Origin of the sequence: Streptomyces longhuiensis, assembly GCF_020616555.1 — a bacterium.
In the GTDB taxonomy this organism is placed as follows: Bacteria; Actinomycetota; Actinomycetes; order Streptomycetales; family Streptomycetaceae; genus Streptomyces; species Streptomyces longhuiensis.
This window is the reverse complement of sequence record NZ_CP085173.1, coordinates 9,257,407-9,279,044: the sequence shown is the minus strand read 5'-3', so window position 1 is coordinate 9,279,044 and position 21,638 is coordinate 9,257,407. Positions and strand designations below refer to the sequence as shown.

The window sequence follows — 21,638 nt, the reverse complement described above, 5'->3', positions numbered from 1 at the left end:
GGTGCGGGCCATGGTCAGGCCTCCTTCTCGGTGGTGTCCTGCTCGGTCGCGCCGGCGGCGGCGAGCTTCTTGCCGTACTCCTCCTCGCTGAGGTTCCGCCAGGCGGTCAGCGAGACGTCGGGGCGGTAGAGCTTCTCCGGGGGCGCGTCGGTCACGTCGACCATCCAGGCGTCCTGGCCGGAGAACTCGCCGTGGAACAGCCAGCGGATGGCGCCCAGATACTTGCCGTAGAAGCGGAGGGTCTCCCAGCCCTGCGTGAAGTTGACCATCACGCCGACGTAGCGGTGGTTGTCAGCGTCCACCGGGACGTAGAACTCGTAGTGGATGAACTTCGGGTACGCGATGCGCAGCACGCCGGGCATCGACAGGGAGGCGAAGCCGGGGAACTCCTGGGCCTCGATCACGGGGTCGACGTCGTCGGCCTTGCCGGTGTTGCCGAGGTTGAACGTCTCCTTGGGGGGCTGCTTCTTCCACCACCGCTTGTTGGACCACCGGCCGACGCCCGGGAAGTCGGCGTCCCAGTGGACCTCGTCCTGCACGCGGTAGATCCAGCGGCCCTGCGGCACGATCCGGGTGATGTTCCAGGTCGGCATCGGCTTGAGAAGGCGCCAAAGTGCGGTCCGGTGCAGGTACTTGGCGTGCCCCTCGTCGAAGCCGTTCTCACAGGCGAACCGCCAGTTGCCGCAGCGCGGCTCGATGCGGCCACCCATCACGAAGGCGTTCGAGACCAGCTCCTCGGGCAACTGCTCGTCGATCGGGTGCGGCTCCTCGTCGGCGACCGGGATGTACACCCAGACCATGCCGAGCCGCTCCTCGACCGCGTACGTACGCACGCCCAGCTTGCCCGTGAGCCGGCAGCCGGGGCCGTCGGTGATGACCGCCGACAGCTTGCCCGTGGGCAGGTCGAAGGTCCAGCCGTGGTACGGGCAACTGACGGTGCCGGGAAACTGCTGATCGCCCTCGGAGAGCGGGACCCCGCGGTGCGGGCAGCGGTTGTGCAGCGCATAGGCCTTGCCGGCGTCGCGGATCAGCGTGATCTTCTCGCCGCATATCGTGAACGGGAGGGGTTTCTCGGTGATGTGGGTCGACCAGGTCACCGGGTACCAGTAGCCGCGGAACCCGGATGCCGCGTTGTCGTAGTGGGGCCAGGACGACCAGTCCTGCCGGCCGATCTTGTCGGCGGCCGCGCGCCGCTGCGGCCGGGCCGCCCCCTTGACGGGCTCCTTGACAGTCCCCTTGGTGGGTTCCTTCGCGGCGGGGGCTTGCTCACTCGTCGTCATCTCGCCATGGCCTCCTGCTCCTGCGCTGCTGTCCGTCGTGCGGCACGAGCATCCGGCGCGGCGCGGCGTCCGCCTATGGGCCTGTTCCGGTGAGTGGACCGTGACCAGGGTGGACCGGTCAGCGAACCGGCGCCCTTGCCCGCCGGAGCGCCGGCGGACAGCATCCGCCCATGAAGCGCATGACGACGACGATTCCCGGCCTCGTCGACGCGGCGGCCGCACGCCACGGCGACAGAACCTTCCTCACTGTTGACGGGACCCGGCGCACCTACGCGCAGACACGCACGGCCGCGGCCACCATGGCGGGCGCGCTGGCAGCCCAGGGCTGCCGCCCCGGGGACCGGGTCGCCGCGCTGCTGTCCAACCGCGTCGAAATGATCGACCTGGTCCTCGGCTGTGCCTGGCTCGGCGCGGTCGTGGTGCCGCTGAACACCGCGCTGCACGGGCGGCTGCTGCGCCATGCGCTACGCGAGTCCGAGCCGCAATTCCTCTATGTGGAACCGGAGTCGGCGGGGCGCGTGGCAGAGGTGGGGTACGCGGGCCGGGTGTGGGTGGCGGGGACGGACGACGCTCCGACGGCCGGGGCGGAGCCGCCGCTCGACGCGTATCCGGCGCGGCCCGGCGACACCGCCGCCGTCCTCTTCACGTCCGGCACCACGGGTCCCTCGCGTGGGGTGCGCTGTCCGCACGCTCAGTTCGCCCGGTGGGGCCGGAACGTCGCCGACGCCCTCCACCTCACCGCCGACGACACCCTCTACACCTGCCTGCCCCTCTTCCACACCAACGCCCTCCACACGCTGGCGCAGGCGATGACAGTGGGGGCGCATGTGGTGGTCGACCGTAGGTTCTCGGCCTCGCGCCACTGGTCGCGGGCTGCCGAGACCGGCGCCACCTGCGTCTACGTTCTGGGCGCCATGGTGCCGATGCTGCTCGCGCAGCCGCCGGGACCGGGCGACCGTGCGCACCGGGCCTGGCGCGGGCTCGGGCCCGGCACACCCGGAGCGCTGTGGGAGGTGTTCCGGGAACGGTTCGGTGTCGCCCTCGTCGACGGGTTCGGCTCCACGGAGACCAACCTCGTCATCGGCTCCACGCCGGAGGACTGCCGTCCCGGATACATGGGCGTGGTGCGCGACGGCTTCGGGGCGAGGGTCGTCGACGCGGATCTCTCGCCGGTCCCGGACGGCTCCCCCGGCGAACTCCTCGTCCGCACCGACCAGGAACACGCCTTCGCCACAGGCTACTTGGGCGAGCCGGAGCCGTTGCCCGGCTCCTGGCGCCGGACCGGCGACCGGGTCGTCCGTGACCGGGACGGCTGGTTCCGCTTCGTCGATCGCGTCAAGGACTGCATCCGGCGACGCGGCGAGAACATCTCCTCGTACGAGGTGGAGAGCGCGGTGCGCGGTCACCCTGCGATCGCTGAAGCGGCGGCGTTCCCGGTCCCCTCGGAGCTGGCGGAGGACGAGGTGATGGTGGCGGTCGTGGCAAGCGCCGGCCACGTCGTCGACCCGGCCGATCTTGCGCGGCACTGTGCGCTTGAGCTGCCTGCGTTTGCGGTGCCGCGGTACGTGGATGTCGTCGATGCGTTGCCGCTCACGGAGACCGGGAAGGTGAGGAAGGGGGTGTTGCGGGAGCGGGGGGTGACCGACGGGACGTGGGATCGGTGCGGGGTCGAGCTCGGAGGGTGATGGTTGTCGGCCGGGTGCGGGTTGTGTGTGGCTGGTCGCGCAGTTACCCGTGCCCCTTGAGATGCGGCATCTCAGGGGCGCGGGGAACTGCGCGACCAGCCCCCACCGTCCCGCACCCGGCCGACGGCCAGCGATCGCGAGCTCTTAGCGGGGCAGCAGAACGGCCCGGCCCCGCACCTTCCCGTTGCGCAGAGCGTCAAGCGCCGCAGGCGCATCGGCCAACCCGAACTTCTCCACCGCGAGCGAGAGTTCGCCGGTGGAGAGTCGCCGGACCAGCTCGGCAGAGACTTCGCGGGCCCGGCGCTCCTTGCGGATCATGTTCACCGGCAGCAGCGCAACCTCGTCGAGGAGCCAGCTCGGCAGGTCCAGGGCGACGTCCGGACCGGCGACGTATCCGATGACGACCGCACGTCCCCCCTGCCGCACCCACCGGCTGCGTCCGATCAGGCCGTCGCCGCCGAGTGTGTCGACGAGGAGCGAGGCGGAGCGGTCCGAGGCGAGGAGTCCGTCCGCGTCGGCCAGGGGCACGCCCTCCACGCCGGCCGGTACGTCGGCCAGCTGATCGGCCCGGCCGACCACACCGGTCACGCGCGCGCCCGCGGCCAGTGCCTGCTGCGCCACCATCGCTCCGACCGCGCCGGCCGCACCCACGACGACGACCTCTTCGCCCTTCTCGATCCGGCCGACGTCGTGCAGAGCCACGTACGCCGTCGTCGCCGGGACGAAGAAGCTTGCCGCCACGGCGGGCTCGAGCGGAGCGTCCAGGACCGTGACGGCCTTGCGCTTCACACTGACACGCTCCGTCCACGTACCGTCGCGGAGGATGCCGAGGCCTCCGCCGCGCAGCACGACCTGCGTACCCGGCGCGAGACCGGAGTCCGCGTCGGCCTCCAGGACGGTGCCCGCACCCTCGACTCCCCCGATGTAGGGCAGGGCCGGCTTCATGGCGAACTCGCCGGAGGCGACGGTGACATCGAGGTGCGCGACAGCGCCCGCCTCCACCTGGACCAGGACCTCGCCCTCACCGCGTACCGGCTCGGGCACCTCCTCGATGACCGGAGCGGCGCCCCATTCGTGGAACCGTGCCGCTCGCATCAGGCGGCCGCCTTGCCGATGAAGTCGAGGCTCAGGGCGTTGAAGCGCTCGGCCTGCTCGTGCTGCGGCCAGTGCCCGCAGGCATCGAGCAGCTCCAGCTGGGAGCCGGGGACCGCCTGGTGGATCGCCGTAGCCTCAGGCGTCTCGCCGAACGGGTTCTGCCGCCCCCACACGACGAGCGTCGGCTGGGTGATCCGGGCGAGGTGCTCCGGGCGCAGCAGGTTGCGCTGCCTGCGCTCCATGTCCTGCAGGGAGAGGAGGTTGTCCACTCCCGCGACGAACTCCGGCGTGTGGTAGATCGCGTGCCGGACCTCGACCAGCTCCTCCGTGGCGTCGGAGTCGTCGGCCATGAGCAGCCGCATCCGCTTGCGCGTGAGGTCGATGTCGTCGCTGGTGACGGCGTTCTTCGTGCTGGTACGGATCCGGTTCATGACCTCGGGGTTGGCCACGGTGCCGCCGGAGCAGAGGAGTTGGAGGCTGCGGACCCGCTCGGGATGCTCGATGGCGGCGCGGGCGCCGACCCAGCCGCCGAGGGACTCGCCGACGATATGGGCGCTGTCGACACCGACGGCGTCCAGGTAGTCCAGCAGGTGGGCCACGTAATCGGCGATCTCGTACGGCTTGTCGGGCTTGCCGGTGTAGCCGTGGCCGAGCATGTCGATGGCGTGCAGGTCGTACGCGGCGTGCGCGGTGATGTTGCGCGCGAAAGCCTCCAGGTGGCCGCTGGTGCCGTGCAGGAAGACGACGGCCTGCGCGGTCGAGTCACCGGCGCGCAGAGTGCGGGTGGGGACACCTACGGCGTCGACGTACTCGACACGGAAGGGAGTGGGGGCGATCTCGGTCCAGATGGTCACGGGGGTGTGCTCCGTTCAGGAAGGTCAGAAGAGGGTCGGTGAGGTCAGGAGGGTGAAGGCAGGCTTCAGGAAAGGGAGTCGAGGAAGCCGCTGACCACCGAGTGGTAGGCCTCGGGTCGCTCCTCCTGGAGGTGGTGCGAGGAGTGATCCATCACGTGGAGGCTCCCGCTCGGCACCATGCGGGCCAGCATCAACGGGTAGTCCGGGGTGAGGAACGCGTCCTGCATGCCCCACATGAAGAGCGTCGGCGCCTGGACCCGGCCGAGCTGCTCCGTCAGGTCCTGCCAGTCGCCGCGGGGCGAGTCGGACATCGCGGCGAGCGCGCGCTCACCCTCGTCGAGGCTCTGATCGTGGCGCAAGGTCAGCGTCTCTTCGGGAAGCTTCGCTCCGTCGTACCACTCCAGCTTCGTGATGAGCCGGCGCATCTTCTCGCGGGTCGGACCCTCGCCGCCGTAGTAGACGTCGCGGGCGGTCCGGCCCCGGTGCCCGTTCTCGGGGAGCGGGGCGAGCGGCCCGTAGAAGACGGGCATGGAGCCGGTGATGACCAGGGACCTGACCCGCTCCGGGTACAGGGCGGCGAGGTTGAGGGCGATGGTGCCGCCCCAGGAGTTGCAGACGAAGTCGGCGCGCTCCACACCGAGGGTGTCGAGCAGGCCGACCGTCTTGGCCGCGTGGTGGTCCCACATCGGGCCTTCGATTCGGGACTTCTCCGACTTGCCGTACTGGTGGATGTCGACGAGCAGACAGCGCCGGTCGGCCGCGAACAGGGGCGCCACCGGCCCGAAGTCGCTCCAGGCGGTGCATCCGGGACCGCCGCCGTGCAGAAAGACGGTGTCGGGGCCCGTCCCCAGGTCGTGGTAGTGGTAACGGATTCCCGCGCCGTCCGCGTAGTGGCTCTCCGGTGCTGGTGACATGTGAGTCCTTCCGATCCTTCGTACGCGTACCGCGTCGTGCGGGTCGAGCCCATCACCACGGCGGCCTTGGGCCCAGGGCGGCGGTCCGCTCAGCGAACCGCTCTCACTGGGCGGTGTAGCCGCCGTCGACGTGGACCACAGAGCCGGTGGTGAAGGAGGATTCGGCCGCGAGCAGCGGCAGCACGGCGTGGGCGACGTCCTCGGGCGAGCCCGCCGCGGGCGATCGCCTCAGCGACGGCGAGGCCTATGCCGCTGGTGCCGCCGGTCACCAGAACGGGGCCGGTGAACGTCGTGGACGGTGAGGAAGTCGTGGGTGCCATCCGGCGAGGATGCGGAGGGCATGCCGGTGACGCCGACGCGGACGGTCCGTTCCGCGGACCCGCCCGCGTCGGCGTCACCGCCCGCTGGACGTCACCGGCCCGTGAACTCCGCCCCCCGCTTCTCCAGGAACGCCTGGAGACCCTCCGCCGCATCAGTCGTACGTGTCAGCTCAGCGACGCCGTTCTCCTCGCGCTGCAACGCCTCCTCCACGGGCAACCCGTAGCCCTCGTCCACCACCCGCTTGAGCAGGGCGATGGCCGCCGTCGGCTTCGCGGCGAGGCGGCGGGCTTGTTCGGCAACTACCGCGTCGAACTCGGCCGGGTCCGCCACGAGGTCGACGAGCCCGAGCTCAGCTGCACGTTGCGGCGCCAGCCGTTCGCCCTCGATCATCAGCCGCTTCGCCAGATGCGGGCCGACGAGCCGCGGCAGCCGCTGACTGCCACCGGCCCCCGGGAAAAGGCCGAGCAGCATCTCGGGGAACCCGAATGTGGCGTCGGCCGAGAGAATCCGCAGATCGCATGCGAGCGACAGCTCGGCGCCCCCGCCCAGGGCATGCCCGTTCATCGCCGCGACCACGGGCTTGGGCGCCTGCTCGATCAGCCGCTGGACGTCGATCCACCGGCGCATCCTGGCCTGGTTGTCCGCCGACAGGTCCCGCATGACCGCGATGTCGGCGCCCGCGATGAAGAACCGGCCGGTGCCGGTGATCACGATGCAGCGCACCTCCGGGTCCGCCGCGAGGGGCGGCAGCACCGTGAGGAATTCCTCGATCATCGCCGGATTGACGGCGTTCGCCTTGGGCCGGTCGACCCGGATCGTGGCCACGGCGCCGTCGCGGGTCACTTGAAGTACGGAGGCCTGCGTCATGGTGTCGGTGTTCTCCTGGTTCATGTCGCCTCGTTTCGCCGCGTTCACTCGGTCACACCATCCGCGGCCAGTGCCGCGAGCCGGTCGTCGCTCAGGCCCAGCAACTCGTGCAGCACCTCATGGGTGTGCTGCCCGAGGAGCGGCGCGGGCCGCGTGAGTTCGCCGGGTGTCGCGGTCAGTCGGGCGACGATGCCCTCGTGCCTGACCGGGCCGGCCAGAGGATGGTCCAGTACGGGGTAGAAGCCGCGCGCCGCGAGCTGCTCGTCGCCGTCGACCAAGTCCTGCCCGTTCGCCACGACCGCCGCCGCGACGCCCTCACCCTGGAGCAGCTCGGCGAGTTTGTGCGCGTCCTGGTCCCGTGTCCAGGCCGCGAGGGCCGCGTCGATGTCGTCCTCGCGGGCGCGGCGAGCATTCACGTCACCGTCACTGCACGGGAGTTGGACCAGTCGATTCAGTGCGTGCCACTGCGCGTCGTCCGTCACGGAAACGGCCACCCACCGGTCGGCCCCGGCCGCCGGGTACACGCCGTGCGGGACGGCGTGCGGCGAGCGGTTCGGGTGCTCGGCGGTACGCGGATCCGGTCGGCCCGCGTCCAGCACCGGCTCCAGCGCGGCCGGGCCCATCGTCGCGGCCATCGCCTCCAGTTGGGACAGGTCCACGTGACCGCCGCGCCCCTGCGCGAGCAGGTCGAGCGTGGCGAGCACGGCGGCGTTGGCCGCGACCATGTCGCCGAGCCCGAAGGTCAGGCCCTGCGGCGGGCCGTCCGGGTCGCGGGTCTCGCTGGACAGGCCGGACATCGCCGCGAGCGTGTCGGCGAAGGTCACGGCCTTGCGCCAGGGACCGGTCTGCCCGACCCCGGCCATCGACACGAGGACCGCATCGGGGTTGAGCTCGCGCAGCGACGCGTAGTCCATGCCCCACCGGGCGAGCACGCCGGGGCTGAAGTTCTCCACGACCACATCGCAGTGCGGCACCAACTCCCTCAGCAGGCGCTGCCCTTCGTCGGTGCGCAGATTGAGGGCGACGCTGCGCTTGTTGCGGTTGAAGTTGAGGAAGTACCCGCTGTCGTCCGGGTCGGAGCCCGGTCGCAGATGCATCGAGGGGGCGAAGCGCGTGGGGTCCTGGCGGTGCTTCGACTCGACCTTGACGATGTCCGCGCCGTGCTCGCCCAACTGCTTGGTGACGTACGGTCCGGCGAGCACCCAGGTCAGATCGAGGACACGTACCCCCTCCAGGGCACGGGACTTGGGCTGCCCGCTGCTCGCGGCATGCCGGGGCGCCGGGTGACGCCACAGCGATGCGGGCCGCTCCACCTCACGTATCGCTTCGAGCGCGACCGGTCGCGGAAGCGCCGCCCACGGAAAGCCGACGTCCTCGACGCCGCCGTCCGGCAGTCCGTCGCCGGTGACCGTGACGAGGAAACCGCGGTCGCGCAGCTGCGGATTGGCGGTCAGGCGCTCCGGTGGCACCACCTCCGCCCATGGCAGGGCGCGTGCCCGTGCCTCGTCGGCCAGTTCGGCGGCCGGCCACCGCGCCGCGAACCGCTGCACGAGTTCGTCGACATGGGACCGCTCCCGCCACCGGAAGAGGGCGTCGCTCCAGCGCTCGTCGACCAGGTCCCCGGCCTCGCCCCGCTCCGCCATCCACGCCAGGAGATCGGTCCACATGCGGTTGCTGCCGGAGTAGCCTCCGGCCACATATCCGTCGGCCGCCGCAAAGATCCGGTGCGCGACATGCTCGTACACCCCGCCGTTGCGTACAGGGAAACGTCCGGCATGGATCCACGCGAGCGCGGCGGTCTCCAGCGTGGCGGCGACGGCCTCCTGCACCGACACGTCGACCAGCTGGCCCGTCCCGGACACGATACCGAGCAGCGCGCCGATCGCCGCCTGTGCGCCCGCGGTCTGCAGTGCCTGTTCGCGCGGCGGCGGCTTCGGCTGCCCTGCAAGGCGCCCGCCCAGCCAGGTCATGCCGCCCGCGGAGGCCAGGACCAGGTCGTCGCCGACCCAGTCGCGCCGCGGCCCGGTCAGCCCGAACGGCGTCACCACCACATGCACGGCCTGCGGCCACCGGGACGTGCCGTCGGCCCGTACGCCGCGCAGCCGTGCGACAGGGCCGCTCTCCAGAACGATGTCGGCGCCCGCCGCAAGCGTGTCGAGCTCCGTCTCACCGCCTACCGTCGCCCAGCGCTTGCCCGCGTGCCAGTGCACCCTGGCCGCCGGATCCAGGTCTGCGCCCGGCTCGATGCGTACGACGTCGGCGCCGAGGCCCACGAGCAACCGTGCGCCCTGGAAGGCTAGTTCGTCGGTGAGATCGAGCACGCGCAGCGGCGTCGGTTCCGTGTCTGTTCGCACCACGGCTCCTCCCCATACGTGTCCGCAGCTCTTGCGGAATCTCACGATCACCGGGTACGGAGAGCCAGGCCAGAAGGGTGTTCTGCTGACCGGACCGGGGTCGCCGTGGTGCGGGAGGGCCTGCCTTGGTGCGGGACGCGGGAAGGGCTGCTGCCACTCAGCCTGCGGCGGGCACGGCGGGGGCCGCGGCCGGCCTCGGTGTCCGCGACCCGCGGGACGCGTCGCGCGGCGCACCGCGCTCGACACCCCGCGCGACACCCCGCTCGATGCTCTCCGCTGTCGCGCGCAACGTCGGCAGCAGCCGTTCCACCGACACCTGCGACACCGGTGCCGTGACCGAGACCGCGGCGCATGCCCGTCCGCCCGCGAAGACGGGCACGGCGAGGCTGCCGTATCCCGGGCGTACGCCCTCGATCTCCAGCGCGTAGCCCTGCCGTGCCACGGCGGCCAGCTGCCGCGCGAGCACCTCGGGGTCCGTCACGGACCGCGGGGTCAGCGACGGCAGCCCGCCGAGGGTCAGCCGCTCCACCAGCTCGGGCCCGTCCGACGCCAGGGCGAGCAGCACCCGTCCGGTCGCCGTGCACGAGGCGGGGAGCCGGCCGCCGATGTGCGAGTGCGTGAGCACGTTCGCCTCACCGGCGATCTTCTCCAGGAACAGCACATGGGAGCCGTCGAGGACCGCGAGGTGGACGGCGGCGCGGGTGCGCGTGAACAGGTCCGTGAGCAGCGGGCGCGCGACGGAGCGCAGGACCGCGGAGGCGGGTACACGCTGGCCGAGGTGGAACAGCCGGATGCCGAGTTCGTACGTGTCGTCGTGCCGGTCGAGCAGGCCCCACTGCACCAGCTCCTGCGCAAGGCGGTACGCCGACGCCTTCGGTACCCCCGACCGGCGGCTCAGCTCGCTCAGGCGCAGCCGCACCGCACCCGACTCGAAAGCGGCAAGCAGCAGCTGCGCCTTGCCCAGGACGGAATTGGGCAGCGTGACATCCTCGTCGGCGTACGGCTCCATCGGTGTTCCCTCACTTCTTCACATGGCGGTGCACAGGCCATTTGAAGTGCACCAACGGCATGTTGCATAGAGGGAAGCCGGTGTGAACATCAGGCAACAGGTGCGTCGGCGTCCTCCTTCGCGGCGGCCGCGTCCTCGGAGACGGCCTGGCCTGTGGCACGTTCCGCCGCCTCCTGCGCCGACTGCCCGCCCGCGAAGAAGACCAGTGCCACCAATGTCACCAGAGCCATCCCGATGGTGAGCAGCGCGATGGGCAGGAAGTGTCCCGTGGACGCGAGCAGCGCCGTCGCGACCACCGGAGACAGGCCGCCGGCCACGGCCGAGGAGAGCTCGTGGCCGAGCGCCATCCCGGAGTACCGGGTCTCGGTGCTGAACAGTTCGGAGAAGTACGACGGCTGGACGCCGATCATCGCGGCGATGGCGATGTGCCCGACGACGAACGCCAGCCAGACCGCGGACGTGCTCCCCGTATCCATGAGCATGAAGAAGGGCGCCGCCCAGACGATCATGCCGATCGCACCGCCGAGGTAGACGGGCCGTCGGCCCACCCGGTCGGACAGCCGGCCGAAGACCACCATCATCACGGAGTCCACCAGCATCCCGACGATCCCCGCCCAGAGCAGCACCGTCGACGAGATGCCGACATACGCCCCGTAGACGAGGGAGAAGGACATGAAGATGTAGCTCGCGCCGCTGTCGGCGAAGCGCAGCGCCATCGCGAAGAGGACCTGGCGCGGATGGCGCCGCAACACCTCCCGCAGCGGCGACCGCGGCTCACTCTCGACGGACTTGGCCTCGAACCCGGTCGTCTCGCCGAGGTTGCGGCGGATGTAGATGCCCACCACGAAGATCAGGGCGCTCGCCAGGAACGGCAGTCGCCAGCCCCAGGCGAGGAACGCGTCGCCTGTCACCTGTTCGGCCAGCCACAGAGCCAGGGACGACAGCACGAATCCGAGCCCCATGCCCGTCGAACTGAACGAGGCGAGGAAGCCCCGGCGGTCGGCCGGGACGTTCTCGGTGATGATGAGCACGCCACCGCCCCACTCGCCGCCGGCCGCCGCGCCCTGCAGCACCCGGAGCAGGACGAGCAGCAGCGGCGAGATGATGCCCGCCGTGTCGTAGGACGGCAGCAGTCCCATGCAGAAGGTGGTGCCGCCCATCAGGGAGAGCGTCGCCATGAGCGCGGTCTTGCGCCCACGTCGGTCCCCGATGTGTCCGAACACGAGGCCGCCGATGGGCCGGGCGGCGAAGCCGACGGCATGGCCGGCCAGGGCGGCGATGGTGCCGAGCAGCGGATGCCCTTCGGAGGGGAAGAAGACCGAGCCGAGGACCATCGCGGCGGCCGTCGTGTAGAGGAAGAAGTCGTACCACTCCAGCATGTTGCCGGCGACGGACGCGGTCACCACGCGCCGCGTCGCGGAGGGGTCCTCGGTCGTGAACTTTCTGGGCATGTCTGCTCCTTGCCGATCGGGCCCGGGAATCGACGGAGCGTACGGACGCCCAGGTGCCGCCTCAACCGGGTCGGTCCGCCAGACGGGACACCTCGCTTCATGCGCCCCCGTGTCCGGTGGGAGCGTGCCGACACCACGACCGCACTCCGACCCGGAGGTCGCATCCGATGACTCGGCACCATCGCACAGGAGGGCGCCCGGCGGCCGTCCTCCTGACCCTGCTCGCCCTGATCCTCTCCGCCGCATGTGGCGCGGGCACCACCGACTCCGCCGGGGCGAAGGGCGGGGACCGTCCCACGGTGCGGATCGCGCTCGGCGTCGACGCGTCGTACGCCCCGCTCTACCTGGCCGCGGAGCGCGGCATGTTCGAGGACGCGGGCCTCGACGTACAGCTGGTGAAGGTGGAGGGCGGACCCGCCGCCGCCCAGGCGGTCACCGCCGGTACCGCGCAGATCTCCGCCAACGCCGACTCCACCGCCCTGCCGCAGATGGTGAGCAACCCGGATCTGCGCGCCCTCGGCGCCTTCCAGTCCTCTGGGCGCTATCTGAAGGTCGTCCTGCGCAACGGGATCACCTCGCCACGGCAGATCAGGACGATGGGGTCGATCCAGGGGCTCGGCCTCTACGCCACGCACGAGTACCTCCGTCACCACGGCATCGACCCGGACTCCGTGAAGATCGAGCAGAGCGCGCCGCAGGAGATCCCCACCATGCTCCAGCGCGGCGACATCGACGGCTACATCCTCTTCGACCCCTGGGTGAGCAAGGGGGTGGCGGCGGGCGGCCGTGTCGCCGGCTCCATCGGGGACTTCGGCGTCACGTACGTGCAGTGGCTGCTCGCGGACCACAGCTGGCTGAAGGACCACCAGACACTCGCCGGGAAGGTGTTCAAGGTGGTCTCGGAGGCGGATCGGCTGGTCACGAAGGACCCGCGGGCGGCCGCCGAGGCGACCGAGCAACAGGTCCAGCTGCCCGTGGCCCAGACGGAGAAGGCACTCGGCGACATCACCTTCCGGGCCCGTGCGCTGACCTCCGCTGACGTCATCTCCTCCCGCCGGATCGTCGACTTCCTCCTCGGCCGGAAGCTCATCAAGAGCTCGCCCGACCTCGACACCGTCCTGCTGCGGGGCTGGTACGAGCGGTACGCCACGTGACCGCGACGCAGCGGGGCGCCGGGCGTACCGCTGAGCGGACCGCCGTCGGTGCGGCGGCTCGCCACCGCGCAGTAGCGTGCGCCAACTCGCGGACCCGCACCCCGACGACCTGCCTTAACGCGTCCAACTCTGAGGTGCCCATGCAGACAGCGTCCCGCCGGAGAACCCTCGTGGCCGGCTCCGCCCTCCTCACCGCCACCCTGCTCTCGCTGACCGCTTGCGGAGCCGGCACCACCGACTCCGGCTCCGGTTCCGGTTCCGGGAGCCAGGTGTCAGGACCCCAGGTCCGCATCGCCGTCGGCGTAGACGCTTCGTTCGCGCCGTTCTTCCTGGCCGACGCCGAAGGGCTGTGGGCCAAGCACGGCGTGAACGTCGACCTCGTCCAGTTCGCCAAGGGCGGTGAGGGCGTCGACGCCCTCACCGCGGGACAGGTGCAGATGGCGGGCAACTCCGACGCCACCACCATCGGTGTCCTCGCGCAGAGCCCGAACCTGCGATCGCTCCTCGTGTACGAGGACTCCGGCCAGTACCTCAAGGTCGTCCTCGGTGCCCACGTAAAGTCCCCGGCACGGATACGGAAGATGGCCGTCGTCCCAGGTCTGTCCGAACTCGCGGCCACCCGGTTCCTCGAATCCAAGGGCATCGACCCGGACACGGTCGACCTCGTCACGGCGGACCCTGCCGAGATCCCGGCCCTCACGAAGAAGGGCGACGTCGACGCGTACGTCCTGTGGGAGCCGTGGCCCGCCAAGGGCGAGGAGATGGGCGCGAAGGTCCTGGAGACCACCGGCGACTACGACCTCGCGTACCAGCACTGGCTCCTGTCCACCTCCACCTGGCTGAAGGACCACGCCGACACCGCCGCGAAGGTCGCCGAGGCTCTCGCGGAGGCGAGCCGGCAGACCGAGAGCGACCCGGACGCCGCGGCGAAGGCGACCACGGACGCCGCGAAGATCCCCACGGCCCAGACCGTGAACGCGGTCGAGGACATCGATTTCGGCGTCCGGGACTTCACCGCCGCGGACCTGAAGGGCTATGAGGACACGGCCCGGTTCTACGTGGACACCGGCAAGGTCAAGTCCAGGCCGAACGTAGCTCGGACCGTCCTGCGGGGCTGGCTCCCCGACCACACGAAGGGATCCCGATGACCCAGGGCATGGAGACGGAGAAGACGGCGCCGGAGAAGACCGGTGCCGGGCGGACCGGCACCGTGAAGGGCACCCGCAACGGCCCCGCGGTCGGTTCCGGTCGCGGGGCCGCTCTGCGGGCCGAGGACGTCGGGATCCACTTCGGCGACTTCCAGGCCGTCCACGGCATCGACCTCGACATCGCGGCAGGCGAGTTCCTCTGTCTGCTCGGACCGAGCGGCTGCGGCAAGTCGACCCTGCTGTCGGCCATGGCCGGCTTCATCCCGGTGAGCGAGGGCAGCCTGACGGCCGACGGCGCGCCGATCGGCGGCCCCGACCCCGACCTGGGCATGGTCTTCCAGAGCAGCGAGGCCCTCTTCGACTGGATGACCGTGCGCCAGAACGTCGCGTTCGGCCCGCGCATGCGCGGCAGGCCCCGCGCCGAACAGGTGAGCCTGGCCGACGAGTTCCTCGGCCTGGTCGGCCTGCGCCACTGCGCGGACCGGTTCCCCAGCCAGCTCAGCGGCGGCATGCGCCAGCGCGTCCAGATCGCCCGCGTCCTCGCCAACGAACCCGGCGTCGTCCTCATGGACGAGCCGTTCGGCGCGCTCGACGCACAGACCCGGCAGGTGCTGCAGCAGGAGACGGACCGGATCTGGCGTGCGTCCGGCTGCACGGTCGTGTTCGTCACCCACGACATCGACGAGGCGATCCTGCTGGCCGACCGCATCGCCGTCATGACCGCAGGACCCGCGGCTTCGATCAAGTCTCTCTACGAGGTGGAACTGCCGCGCCCCCGCGACGAGGCCGACCCCGCCGCCGTCGAACTGCGCCGCAAGCTACGCCAGGACATCGGCGAAGAGGTCCGCAAGGCCATGCGCGACCAGGGACTCGACGACCGGCTCGGCCCCCAGGAGGGTGGCGCATGACCATCACCACGACGGACTCCACGCCCACGGCCACGCCCGACCCGCAAAAGCGATCCCGCCGTACGACCCGGGCGGGCGTGCGCGGCCTGCGCACCATCGGCATGTACACCCTCTCCGTACTCGTCGGCGTGGCGAGCTGGCAGCTCATCGCGATGAAGTACGGCTCGTCGCTGGTCGCCTCGCCGAGGGAAACCGTATCGGCAGCGGGCGAGTTGGCGAGCGACGGCACCCTGGGCAACTCGATCACCGCCTCCAGCCGCCGCATCCTGATCGGCTGGGGCCTCGGCGTCGTGGTCGGCGCCCCGGTCGGCCTGCTCGTCGGACAGATCAAAATCGTCCGCCAACTCCTGGAGCCCTACATCGAGTTCTTCCGCTTCATCCCGCCGGTTGCCTTCGTCACCCTGGCGGTCGTGTGGCTGGGCATCGGCGAGTCGTCGAAGGTGGTCCTCATCTTCTACACGGCCGTCTTCATCGTCACCCTCAACACCAGCGCGGGCGTGATGGCCGTCCACGAGTCCAAGCTGCGAGCGGCAGCCAGCCTCGGGGCGAGTCGCCGCCAGATCCTGCAGCGGATCGTGCTGCCGTCCACCGTCCCGTACATCGTCACCGGCGCCCGCCTCGCCATGGGCAACAGCTTCCTCACGATCGTCTCGGCGGAGATCGTCGCCTCCCAGGTAGGGCTTGGCTCGCTGATCTGGACCTCGCGCAACTACGGACGGATCGACTGGGTCTTCGTCGGCATCATCACCCTCGGGATCCTGGGGTTCGTCTACGACCGGGTCCTGCGCGTCACCGCGATACGTGTACTACACAGGTACGGAGCTAAGGTATGAACGAAGGGAACAGCGGGGGCAATGGCGAGACCGGAGAACGGAAGCAAGTGAGCACCACCTCAGCCGCATCCACACCGACAGCCACATCGCGCGCTCTGCTCCTGGAGGAGTTCGGCACCCTGCCGCGCCTCGTGGAGCGGGCGGTCCCCGAGCCGCTGCCCGGGCACACCCTCGTACGGATGAAGGCGGCGACGGTCGCCCACCTCGACCTCAACGTCCTCGACGGAGAGTTCGGCATCCTGCCCGATCTGCCCTCCGTCCCGGGAACGCAGGGCAGCGGCATCGTCCTCGCCTCCGGCGCCCACCCCGAGGGCGCACTCGTGCGGGTGCGCGGCGAAGGGCTCGGGCTCAGCCGCGCCGGCGCCTGGGCGGAGCACGTGCTCGTGCCCGACGCCGCCGTCGAGGTCATGCCGGCGGGCACCGACCCCGCGCTGGCCTGCATCTACTTCTCCCCCGTCGGCACCGCCTGGGCCTCCGTGCACCCGATCGCCCACGTGCGGCCGGGCGAGCGGGTCATGGTCACCGGCGCGTCCGGCGCGGTCGGCGCGACGGCGGTGCAGCTGGCCGCCCGGGCAGGGGCCGAGGTCGTCGGCGTGGTCGGCCGCCCGGCCAAGCTGCCGCACGTCCCCGAGGCCGCCAAGGCGGTCCTCGCGGCCGACCTCTCCGAAGAGGCGATCGGCGGCAAGGTCGACGTGCTCATCGACACGGTCGGCGGCACGATCCTGCGCCATGCCCTCGCCCTGGTCCGCCCGCGCGGCCGGGCCGCGCTCGTCGGCTACACCGCGGGCCGCGAGCTCACCCTCGACCTCGCGGACTTCTTCCTCGCCGACGTCTCGCTGCTCCCCGTCAACATGATCAGCCGGGGCAAGGAGGTCGCCGCGGAGGTCGTGCGGCTGCTGCCGGACCTCTCCTCCGGCAAGCTCACGCTGCCGTACGAGCGCTACGGCATCGACCGCCTCGAGGAGGCGGTGGCACGGCTGCGCACGGGCGAGGCGATCGGCAAGGTGGTACTCGACCTGGGCTGACCCGGCGGGTTGCCGAGGTGGCTGACGGCCGGAGTCGCTGGGGCCTGAACGGAACGGTGGACGTCCGAGATGCCGGGCGCCGCAGGTCCGTACGGGCGCAAGGCCCCCGCAATGGACAGGCGCGTCAAGTTCGGCACCTGCCGTTCCGTCACTCCCCCGCGGGCGGGGCGACCTCGACACGTACCCCGCTCGCCTCGAAGGCGCGGATCTGCGCGTCGGGTGCCGACGCGTCCGTGACCAGGGTCCACTCCTTCCTCAGCTTCGCCCACGCGTGGAACGGCGCGCGCCCCAACTTGGCGCCGTGAGCCAGTACATAGACCCGGTCGGCGCGGCGCGCCATCAGGTCCTTGAGCCGGGTCTGGCGCAGGTCCGCCTCGCAGATGCCGCGGTCGACGGTGACGCCGTCGGCGCCGAGGAAGACGCGGTCGAAGGACATGTGCTCGAGCGCGGCCTCCGTGAGCGGGCCGACGAAGCCCTGGCTGAGCGGGCGGAGCGTGCCGCCGAGGCATTCGACGTCCACGCCTTCCGCGTCCGCGAGGGCGTGCAGGGCCGTCAGGCCCGTGGTCGCGATCGTCAACTCCTTTGCGCCGCGCAGCTCGTGGGCCAGTGCTCCCACCGTCGTACCGGCGTCGAGGAGCAGCGTCTCGCCCGGCTCGACCTGCCGGGCGGCCCACTGCGCGATGGCTCGCTTCTCCTCGTACGCCTCGCCCGTGCGCTGCCGCAGTGACGCCTCGGGGTGCGCGGACAACGCCATCGCGCCGCCGTAGGTGCGCGCGAGGCGGCCCTCCGTGGTGAGGCGGGCGAGGTCGCGGCGGATGGTCGAGGGGGTGACGTCGAAGAGCTGCGAGAGTTCCTCGACACTGGCGAGGCCGGTGGTGTTGGCGAGGTGGACGATGCGGTCGCGTCGTGCCTGGGAAGTGGTCGGCGGCATCTACGGGGTCCTCTACGGTGCGGTGACAACGGCAGTGCAGGGGACGGCGGCTCAGGCCGCCGGAGCGACCGGCGCCGTCGCCATCTCGGCCGCCTGGCGCAGCGCCTCGACCATGCTACCGGCCTCCGCCGCGCCCGTTCCGGCGATGTCGAACGCGGTGCCGTGGTCGACGGAGGTGCGGATGACGGGCAGCCCCACGGTGAGGTTGACCCCCGCCTCGATGCCCAGGACCTTGACCGGGCCGTGGCCCTGGTCGTGGTACATCGCCACGATCAGGTCGTAGTCGCCACGCGAGGCGAGGAAGAAGGCGGTGTCGGCGGGGAGCGGGCCGCGGGCGTCGACGCCCTCGGCGCGCAGCTTCTCCAGGGCCGGGACGATCTTCTCGCCCTCCTCGCCGTAGCCGAACAGACCGTTCTCGCCCGCGTGCGGGTTGATGCCGCAGACCCCGATGACCGGGTTCGGGGTACCGGCACGCACCATCGCCTCGTGGCCACGGCGCACCGTGCGCTCGACGAGGCCCGGCTCGATGCGATTGACGGCGTCGATCAGACCGATGTGCGTGGTGACGTGGATGACCTTCACCTTCTCGGTGGAGAGCATCATCGAGACCTCCTCGGTCCCGGTCAGGTGGGCGAGGAGTTCGGTGTGGCCGGGGTAGATGTGCCCCGCGGCGTGCAGGGCCTCCTTGTTGAGGGGGGCGGTGCAGATGGCGTGCACGTCTCCTGCCACGGCGAGTTCGGCCGCGCGCGCGACGTATGCGTACGCGGCGTCACCCGCGACCGGGGACAGCTTGCCCCAGGGCAGGTCGGCGGGGAGCAGGCCGAGGTCGACGACGTTGACGCGACCGGGCCTGAACTCGGCGTCGCGCGGGTGGTCGACGGCGGCGATCTCGCAGTCCAGAGCGAGGATGCGGGCGGCCTCCCGCAGCCGCTGCGCGTCGCCGATGACGACGGGGCGGCAGCGAGTCAGCACGGCGTCGTCGAGCAGGGCCGCGACGACGACCTCCGGGCCGACGCCGGCGCCGTCGCCCATGGTGACGGCGATGAGAGGGAGAGAGGTGCTCATGAGGACAACTCCTAGGAGGGAGGCGGGCGGTGAAGGGTTCAGGTGGCTGCCGGGGCGGCGGCCATGCGGGGCCGCAGCGCGGCGGCGATGCGCAGAAGGGAGTCCTCGGCGCCATAGCTACCGGGGCGGGTGACGACGCTGCGGCCGTCGGGGGTGCGGGAGTGGACCGCGCCGTGGTGGATCTCGCCGAGCGGCTCCAACTCCCGTATGCCCAGGGCGTCCAGGGTGGTGCGAGCGGTCTCGCCGCCGGTCAGGACGAGGTCGGGGCGGCCGGGGTACGCGGCGGCGAGTGCGCCCAGACCGGCGCTGAGGGCCCGCCCTGTGCCGGGGTGCAGTCCTGCCGAACCGTCGATGGACAGCACGGTCAGGGCGGGATCGGCGGCGGTACACGGCAGGCGGACCGTGCCCGCCGCCAAGTCGGCCGGATTCAGCGGTACATGGCGCGCGCCGAGCATCGTGAGGTGCGCGATCTGCGCAACCGCGGCGGGCTCTGCGGTCCCCACGACGAAGAGCAGCGGGGCGTGGTCCTGGGCGGGCACGGGCCGGTAGGTGACAGCGGCGGGACGTATCAGCGCCCGCCCGAGCGCGAGCGCCAGACCGCCGCTGCCCAGGAGCCGGAATCCTGCCCCGAGCCGCAGTGCAGCCGCGGCAACCGCGTCCAGGTCGGCGTCGGTCTCGGCATCCGGAGCAGGGTGCGCACCGGAGTCGGCGATCCGCAGGAACTCCGCGTCCAGTGCGGCGGGGGCGGACCGTACGACGTCGAGGGGGACCGTACGGACCGGCAGGCCGGACAGTGCCTCGGGCAGTGAGCGGGGCGCGGCCGCGCGTTCCGCGCGCCAGCCGTCGGTGCGGTGCAGCGGAATTCCGTTCACGTGCACCACGCCGCCGGTCACAGTGCGGCCAGCCGCGGGCAGGGCGGGCGCGACGACGACGGCCTCGGCCCCCTCTGCGTAGGCGGCGGCCTCCGCGGCGAGGTGGCCGCGCAGTTGTGAGTCGACCTTCTTGTACAGCAGGCGAGCCGGGCCGGCCTGCGTCGCCGCACGCAGCGCCGTCCGCACGGCGTGCGCCGCTTCGGCGGTCGGCAGGTGCCGGGTGTCCAGGTCCACGACGAGGTCGTGCGCGGCAGCGCTGTCGGCCACGTCGGCAGCGGTGAGCGACAGACGGACGGGACCGCCGAGCGCGCATGCGGTCTCGGCCGCGCCGGACAGGTCGTCCGCGAGCGCAAGGACGCGCGGAAGGACGTACGGCACTGCGGGCGCAGACGCGGACGGTGAGACGGACGGGAGTGGGGGCGGGGGCTGGGAAGCCACGGGATCGAACCTCCTTGGGCGTGCCCGGCGTTGGGCGGCCCGGTCCGGATCATGGCACAGGTTGCGCGAAGTGCGCGAGACCCCTTGCGTGATTCACGCAGCCGTGCGAGCGTTCCGGTGGCGCTGACGGCCCTCACCCGCGGACCGCGTCGCCTTCGTGGACGCGACGCGTTACGGGCTCACACAGCACGGCGCCGCATACCGGCTTGCACCGCACATCGCAGCACCATCGCACCGCACAGGGCCGCGGTGCGGCGCACGGCCGGCACCCCCGCGGCGACCGATCGCAGCCACACAGCCCCACGGCACACCACCCGCGATGCGCACATCACGCATGCGATCGCACACGAGTACATGACCCGCACCACCTGCAATACCCGCGCCACCCGCATCACCCGCATCACCCGCACCGGAAGGATCCGCCGTGACCGTCGGCTTCGAACTCCCCCACATCCCCGTCCCGCTCTCCCCTCTCGTCCTCGGCACGATGACCTTCGGCGACACCGCGGACCGCGCGACGGCCGCCGCGATGCTGGACTCCGCGCTCGACGCCGGCATCACCGGCGTGGACGCCGCCAACGGCTACGCGGGCGGCGAGAGCGAGCGCATCCTCTCCGAGCTGCTGCCCGGCCGCCGCGATCAGGTGGTTCTCGCCACCAAGGCCGGCATCGCGCATCCCGACCAGGGCGAGTACGCGCCGCTCTCCGCCGAGGGCCTGCGCGCCGCGCTCGAAGGAAGCCTCAAGCGCCTGGGCACCGACCACGTCGACCTCTTCTACCTGCACCAGCCGGACCGCAGGACGCCGCTCGCCGAAACCCTGGCCACCGTCGCCGAGTTCGTGAAGGCGGGCAAGGTCCTCGCCCTCGGCGTCTCCAACTTCGCCGCCTGGCAGATCGCCGAGCTCAGCCGCGTGGCCGACGAGGTAGGCGCCCCGCGCCCGGTCGTCGCCCAGCAGCTCCACAACCTCCTCGCGCGCCGCATAGAAGAGGAGTACGTCGAGTACGCCGCCACCGCCGGCCTGCGCACGATGGTCTACAACCCGCTCGGCGGCGGCCTCCTCACCGGCCGCCACAGCTTCGACCAGGCACCGGATGGCGGGCGCTTCGGCGATTCCAAGCTGGCCGCGATGTACCGCGAGCGGTACTGGAACGAGGATCTGTTCCGCGCCGTCACCGATCTCACCCGCATCGCATCCGACGCCGGCCTGCAGCTCACCGAACTGGCCCTGCGCTGGCTGCTTTCGCGGCCCTCCACCGACGCGCTGCTGCTCGGCGGCTCCAAGGTCGGCCATCTGAAGGCCAACATCGCCGCCGCGGCCGCCGGCCCGCTGCCCACGGACGTCGTGGCCGCCTGCGACGAGGTCGGCGCCCGCCTGCGCGGCCCGATGCCCGCCTACAACCGCTGACCTCGTCCCTCCCTCTCGTAACGGAGACA

General features: G+C 71.5%; 19 protein-coding genes. 7 read left to right on the top strand and 12 right to left on the bottom strand.

All coding sequences use genetic code 11. The annotated features are described in order from the left end of the window. Positions 1–14: 14 nt before the first annotated feature. Positions 15–1,280, bottom strand: coding sequence for an aromatic ring-hydroxylating oxygenase subunit alpha (locus LGI35_RS42240; protein WP_227299729.1), 1,266 nt, complete (start codon positions 1,278–1,280; stop codon positions 15–17). A 170-nt stretch (positions 1,281–1,450) separates the two neighbouring features. Here LGI35_RS42240 and LGI35_RS42235 point away from each other — a divergent pair, with 170 nt between their 5' ends. Next, complete coding sequence (locus LGI35_RS42235; RefSeq protein WP_227299728.1) at positions 1,451–2,965, top strand: AMP-binding protein; 1,515 nt, start codon at positions 1,451–1,453, stop codon at positions 2,963–2,965. A gap of 144 nt (positions 2,966–3,109) precedes the next feature. Here LGI35_RS42235 and LGI35_RS42230 read toward each other — a convergent pair whose 3' ends face one another. The 8 genes from LGI35_RS42230 to LGI35_RS42195 all read right to left on the bottom strand — a co-directional run bounded on the left by LGI35_RS42230 (position 3,110) and on the right by LGI35_RS42195 (position 11,830). Next, a complete protein-coding gene (locus LGI35_RS42230; RefSeq protein ID WP_227299727.1) occupies positions 3,110–4,060 on the bottom strand; it encodes a quinone oxidoreductase family protein in 951 nt (316 codons plus the stop codon). Beyond that, positions 4,060–4,914: an alpha/beta fold hydrolase gene (locus LGI35_RS42225; protein WP_227299726.1), complete on the bottom strand. Its 855-nt coding sequence runs from the start codon at positions 4,912–4,914 to the stop codon at positions 4,060–4,062. The genes LGI35_RS42230 and LGI35_RS42225 overlap by 1 nt, the downstream gene beginning before the upstream one ends. Positions 4,915–4,979: 65 nt before the next feature. Next, positions 4,980–5,828, bottom strand: coding sequence for an alpha/beta fold hydrolase (locus LGI35_RS42220; RefSeq protein WP_227299725.1), 849 nt, complete (start codon positions 5,826–5,828; stop codon positions 4,980–4,982). 103 nt (positions 5,829–5,931) lie between these two features. Then, positions 5,932–6,012 (bottom strand): SDR family oxidoreductase, encoded by an 81-nt coding sequence (locus LGI35_RS42215; protein WP_264484735.1) that lies wholly within the window; start codon positions 6,010–6,012, stop codon positions 5,932–5,934. A 227-nt stretch (positions 6,013–6,239) separates the two neighbouring features. Continuing rightward, on the bottom strand, positions 6,240–7,040 hold the full coding sequence (locus LGI35_RS42210) for an enoyl-CoA hydratase/isomerase family protein (RefSeq protein ID WP_227299724.1): 801 nt from the start codon (positions 7,038–7,040) through the stop codon (positions 6,240–6,242). Positions 7,041–7,060: 20 nt separating this feature from the next. Next, positions 7,061–9,370, bottom strand: a complete 2,310-nt coding sequence (locus LGI35_RS42205) for a CaiB/BaiF CoA-transferase family protein (RefSeq protein WP_227299723.1) — start codon at positions 9,368–9,370, stop codon at positions 7,061–7,063. Between the two features lie 157 nt (positions 9,371–9,527). Beyond that, on the bottom strand, positions 9,528–10,379 hold the full coding sequence (locus LGI35_RS42200; RefSeq protein WP_227299722.1) for an IclR family transcriptional regulator: 852 nt from the start codon (positions 10,377–10,379) through the stop codon (positions 9,528–9,530). 89 nt (positions 10,380–10,468) lie between these two features. After that, positions 10,469–11,830 carry an MFS transporter gene (locus LGI35_RS42195; RefSeq protein WP_227299721.1) on the bottom strand — a complete coding sequence of 454 codons (1,362 nt, stop codon included), beginning with the start codon at positions 11,828–11,830 and terminating at the stop codon, positions 10,469–10,471. A gap of 167 nt (positions 11,831–11,997) precedes the next feature. Between LGI35_RS42195 and LGI35_RS42190 the strand changes: the two genes are divergently transcribed. The 5 genes from LGI35_RS42190 (at position 11,998) to LGI35_RS42170 (ending at position 16,898) form a co-directional block, all read left to right on the top strand. Beyond that, positions 11,998–12,984, top strand: coding sequence for an ABC transporter substrate-binding protein (locus tag LGI35_RS42190; protein WP_227299720.1), 987 nt, complete (start codon positions 11,998–12,000; stop codon positions 12,982–12,984). 140 nt (positions 12,985–13,124) lie between these two features. Next, complete coding sequence (locus LGI35_RS42185; RefSeq protein WP_227299719.1) at positions 13,125–14,132, top strand: ABC transporter substrate-binding protein; 1,008 nt, start codon at positions 13,125–13,127, stop codon at positions 14,130–14,132. Beyond that, complete coding sequence (locus LGI35_RS42180) at positions 14,129–15,040, top strand: ABC transporter ATP-binding protein (RefSeq protein WP_227299718.1); 912 nt, start codon at positions 14,129–14,131, stop codon at positions 15,038–15,040. The genes LGI35_RS42185 and LGI35_RS42180 overlap by 4 nt, the downstream gene beginning before the upstream one ends. Further along, positions 15,037–15,873: an ABC transporter permease gene (locus tag LGI35_RS42175; protein ID WP_227299717.1), complete on the top strand. Its 837-nt coding sequence runs from the start codon at positions 15,037–15,039 to the stop codon at positions 15,871–15,873. Before LGI35_RS42180 ends, LGI35_RS42175 begins: the two co-directional genes overlap by 4 nt. Before the next feature lie 47 nt (positions 15,874–15,920). Then, positions 15,921–16,898 (top strand): quinone oxidoreductase family protein, encoded by a 978-nt coding sequence (locus LGI35_RS42170; RefSeq protein ID WP_227299716.1) that lies wholly within the window; start codon positions 15,921–15,923, stop codon positions 16,896–16,898. Between the two features lie 148 nt (positions 16,899–17,046). On the opposite strand, the gene LGI35_RS42165 is transcribed toward LGI35_RS42170, so the two are convergent. The 3 genes from LGI35_RS42165 to LGI35_RS42155 are packed head-to-tail and all read right to left on the bottom strand — an operon-like array spanning position 17,047 to position 20,204. Further along, complete coding sequence (locus LGI35_RS42165; protein WP_227299715.1) at positions 17,047–17,829, bottom strand: DeoR/GlpR family DNA-binding transcription regulator; 783 nt, start codon at positions 17,827–17,829, stop codon at positions 17,047–17,049. Between the two features lie 51 nt (positions 17,830–17,880). Further along, a complete protein-coding gene (gene pdxA / locus LGI35_RS42160; protein WP_227299714.1) occupies positions 17,881–18,894 on the bottom strand; it encodes a 4-hydroxythreonine-4-phosphate dehydrogenase PdxA in 1,014 nt (337 codons plus the stop codon). Between the two features lie 38 nt (positions 18,895–18,932). Next, a complete protein-coding gene (locus tag LGI35_RS42155) occupies positions 18,933–20,204 on the bottom strand; it encodes a four-carbon acid sugar kinase family protein (protein WP_227299713.1) in 1,272 nt (423 codons plus the stop codon). A gap of 424 nt (positions 20,205–20,628) precedes the next feature. Between LGI35_RS42155 and LGI35_RS42150 the strand changes: the two genes are divergently transcribed. Then, on the top strand, positions 20,629–21,609 hold the full coding sequence (locus LGI35_RS42150; RefSeq protein ID WP_227299712.1) for an aldo/keto reductase: 981 nt from the start codon (positions 20,629–20,631) through the stop codon (positions 21,607–21,609). Positions 21,610–21,638 lie beyond the last annotated feature (29 nt).

Bases quoted from the DNA above. Each gene is read 5' to 3' on its own strand.
- LGI35_RS42165 (WP_227299715.1), bottom strand. From the start codon at position 17,829: ATGCCGCCGACCACTTCCCAGGCACGACGCGACCGCATCGTCCACCTC.
- LGI35_RS42195 (WP_227299721.1), bottom strand. From the start codon at position 11,830: ATGCCCAGAAAGTTCACGACCGAGGACCCCTCCGCGACGCGGCGCGTG.
- LGI35_RS42240 (WP_227299729.1), bottom strand. From the start codon at position 1,280: ATGACGACGAGTGAGCAAGCCCCCGCCGCGAAGGAACCCACCAAGGGG.
- LGI35_RS42175 (WP_227299717.1), top strand. From the start codon at position 15,037: ATGACCATCACCACGACGGACTCCACGCCCACGGCCACGCCCGACCCG.
- LGI35_RS42180 (WP_227299718.1), top strand. From the start codon at position 14,129: ATGACCCAGGGCATGGAGACGGAGAAGACGGCGCCGGAGAAGACCGGT.
- LGI35_RS42200 (WP_227299722.1), bottom strand. From the start codon at position 10,379: ATGGAGCCGTACGCCGACGAGGATGTCACGCTGCCCAATTCCGTCCTG.
- LGI35_RS42185 (WP_227299719.1), top strand. From the start codon at position 13,125: ATGCAGACAGCGTCCCGCCGGAGAACCCTCGTGGCCGGCTCCGCCCTC.
- LGI35_RS42235 (WP_227299728.1), top strand. From the start codon at position 1,451: ATGAAGCGCATGACGACGACGATTCCCGGCCTCGTCGACGCGGCGGCC.
- LGI35_RS42220 (WP_227299725.1), bottom strand. From the start codon at position 5,828: ATGTCACCAGCACCGGAGAGCCACTACGCGGACGGCGCGGGAATCCGT.
- pdxA (WP_227299714.1), bottom strand. From the start codon at position 18,894: ATGAGCACCTCTCTCCCTCTCATCGCCGTCACCATGGGCGACGGCGCC.
- LGI35_RS42190 (WP_227299720.1), top strand. From the start codon at position 11,998: ATGACTCGGCACCATCGCACAGGAGGGCGCCCGGCGGCCGTCCTCCTG.
- LGI35_RS42210 (WP_227299724.1), bottom strand. From the start codon at position 7,040: ATGAACCAGGAGAACACCGACACCATGACGCAGGCCTCCGTACTTCAA.
- LGI35_RS42230 (WP_227299727.1), bottom strand. From the start codon at position 4,060: ATGCGAGCGGCACGGTTCCACGAATGGGGCGCCGCTCCGGTCATCGAG.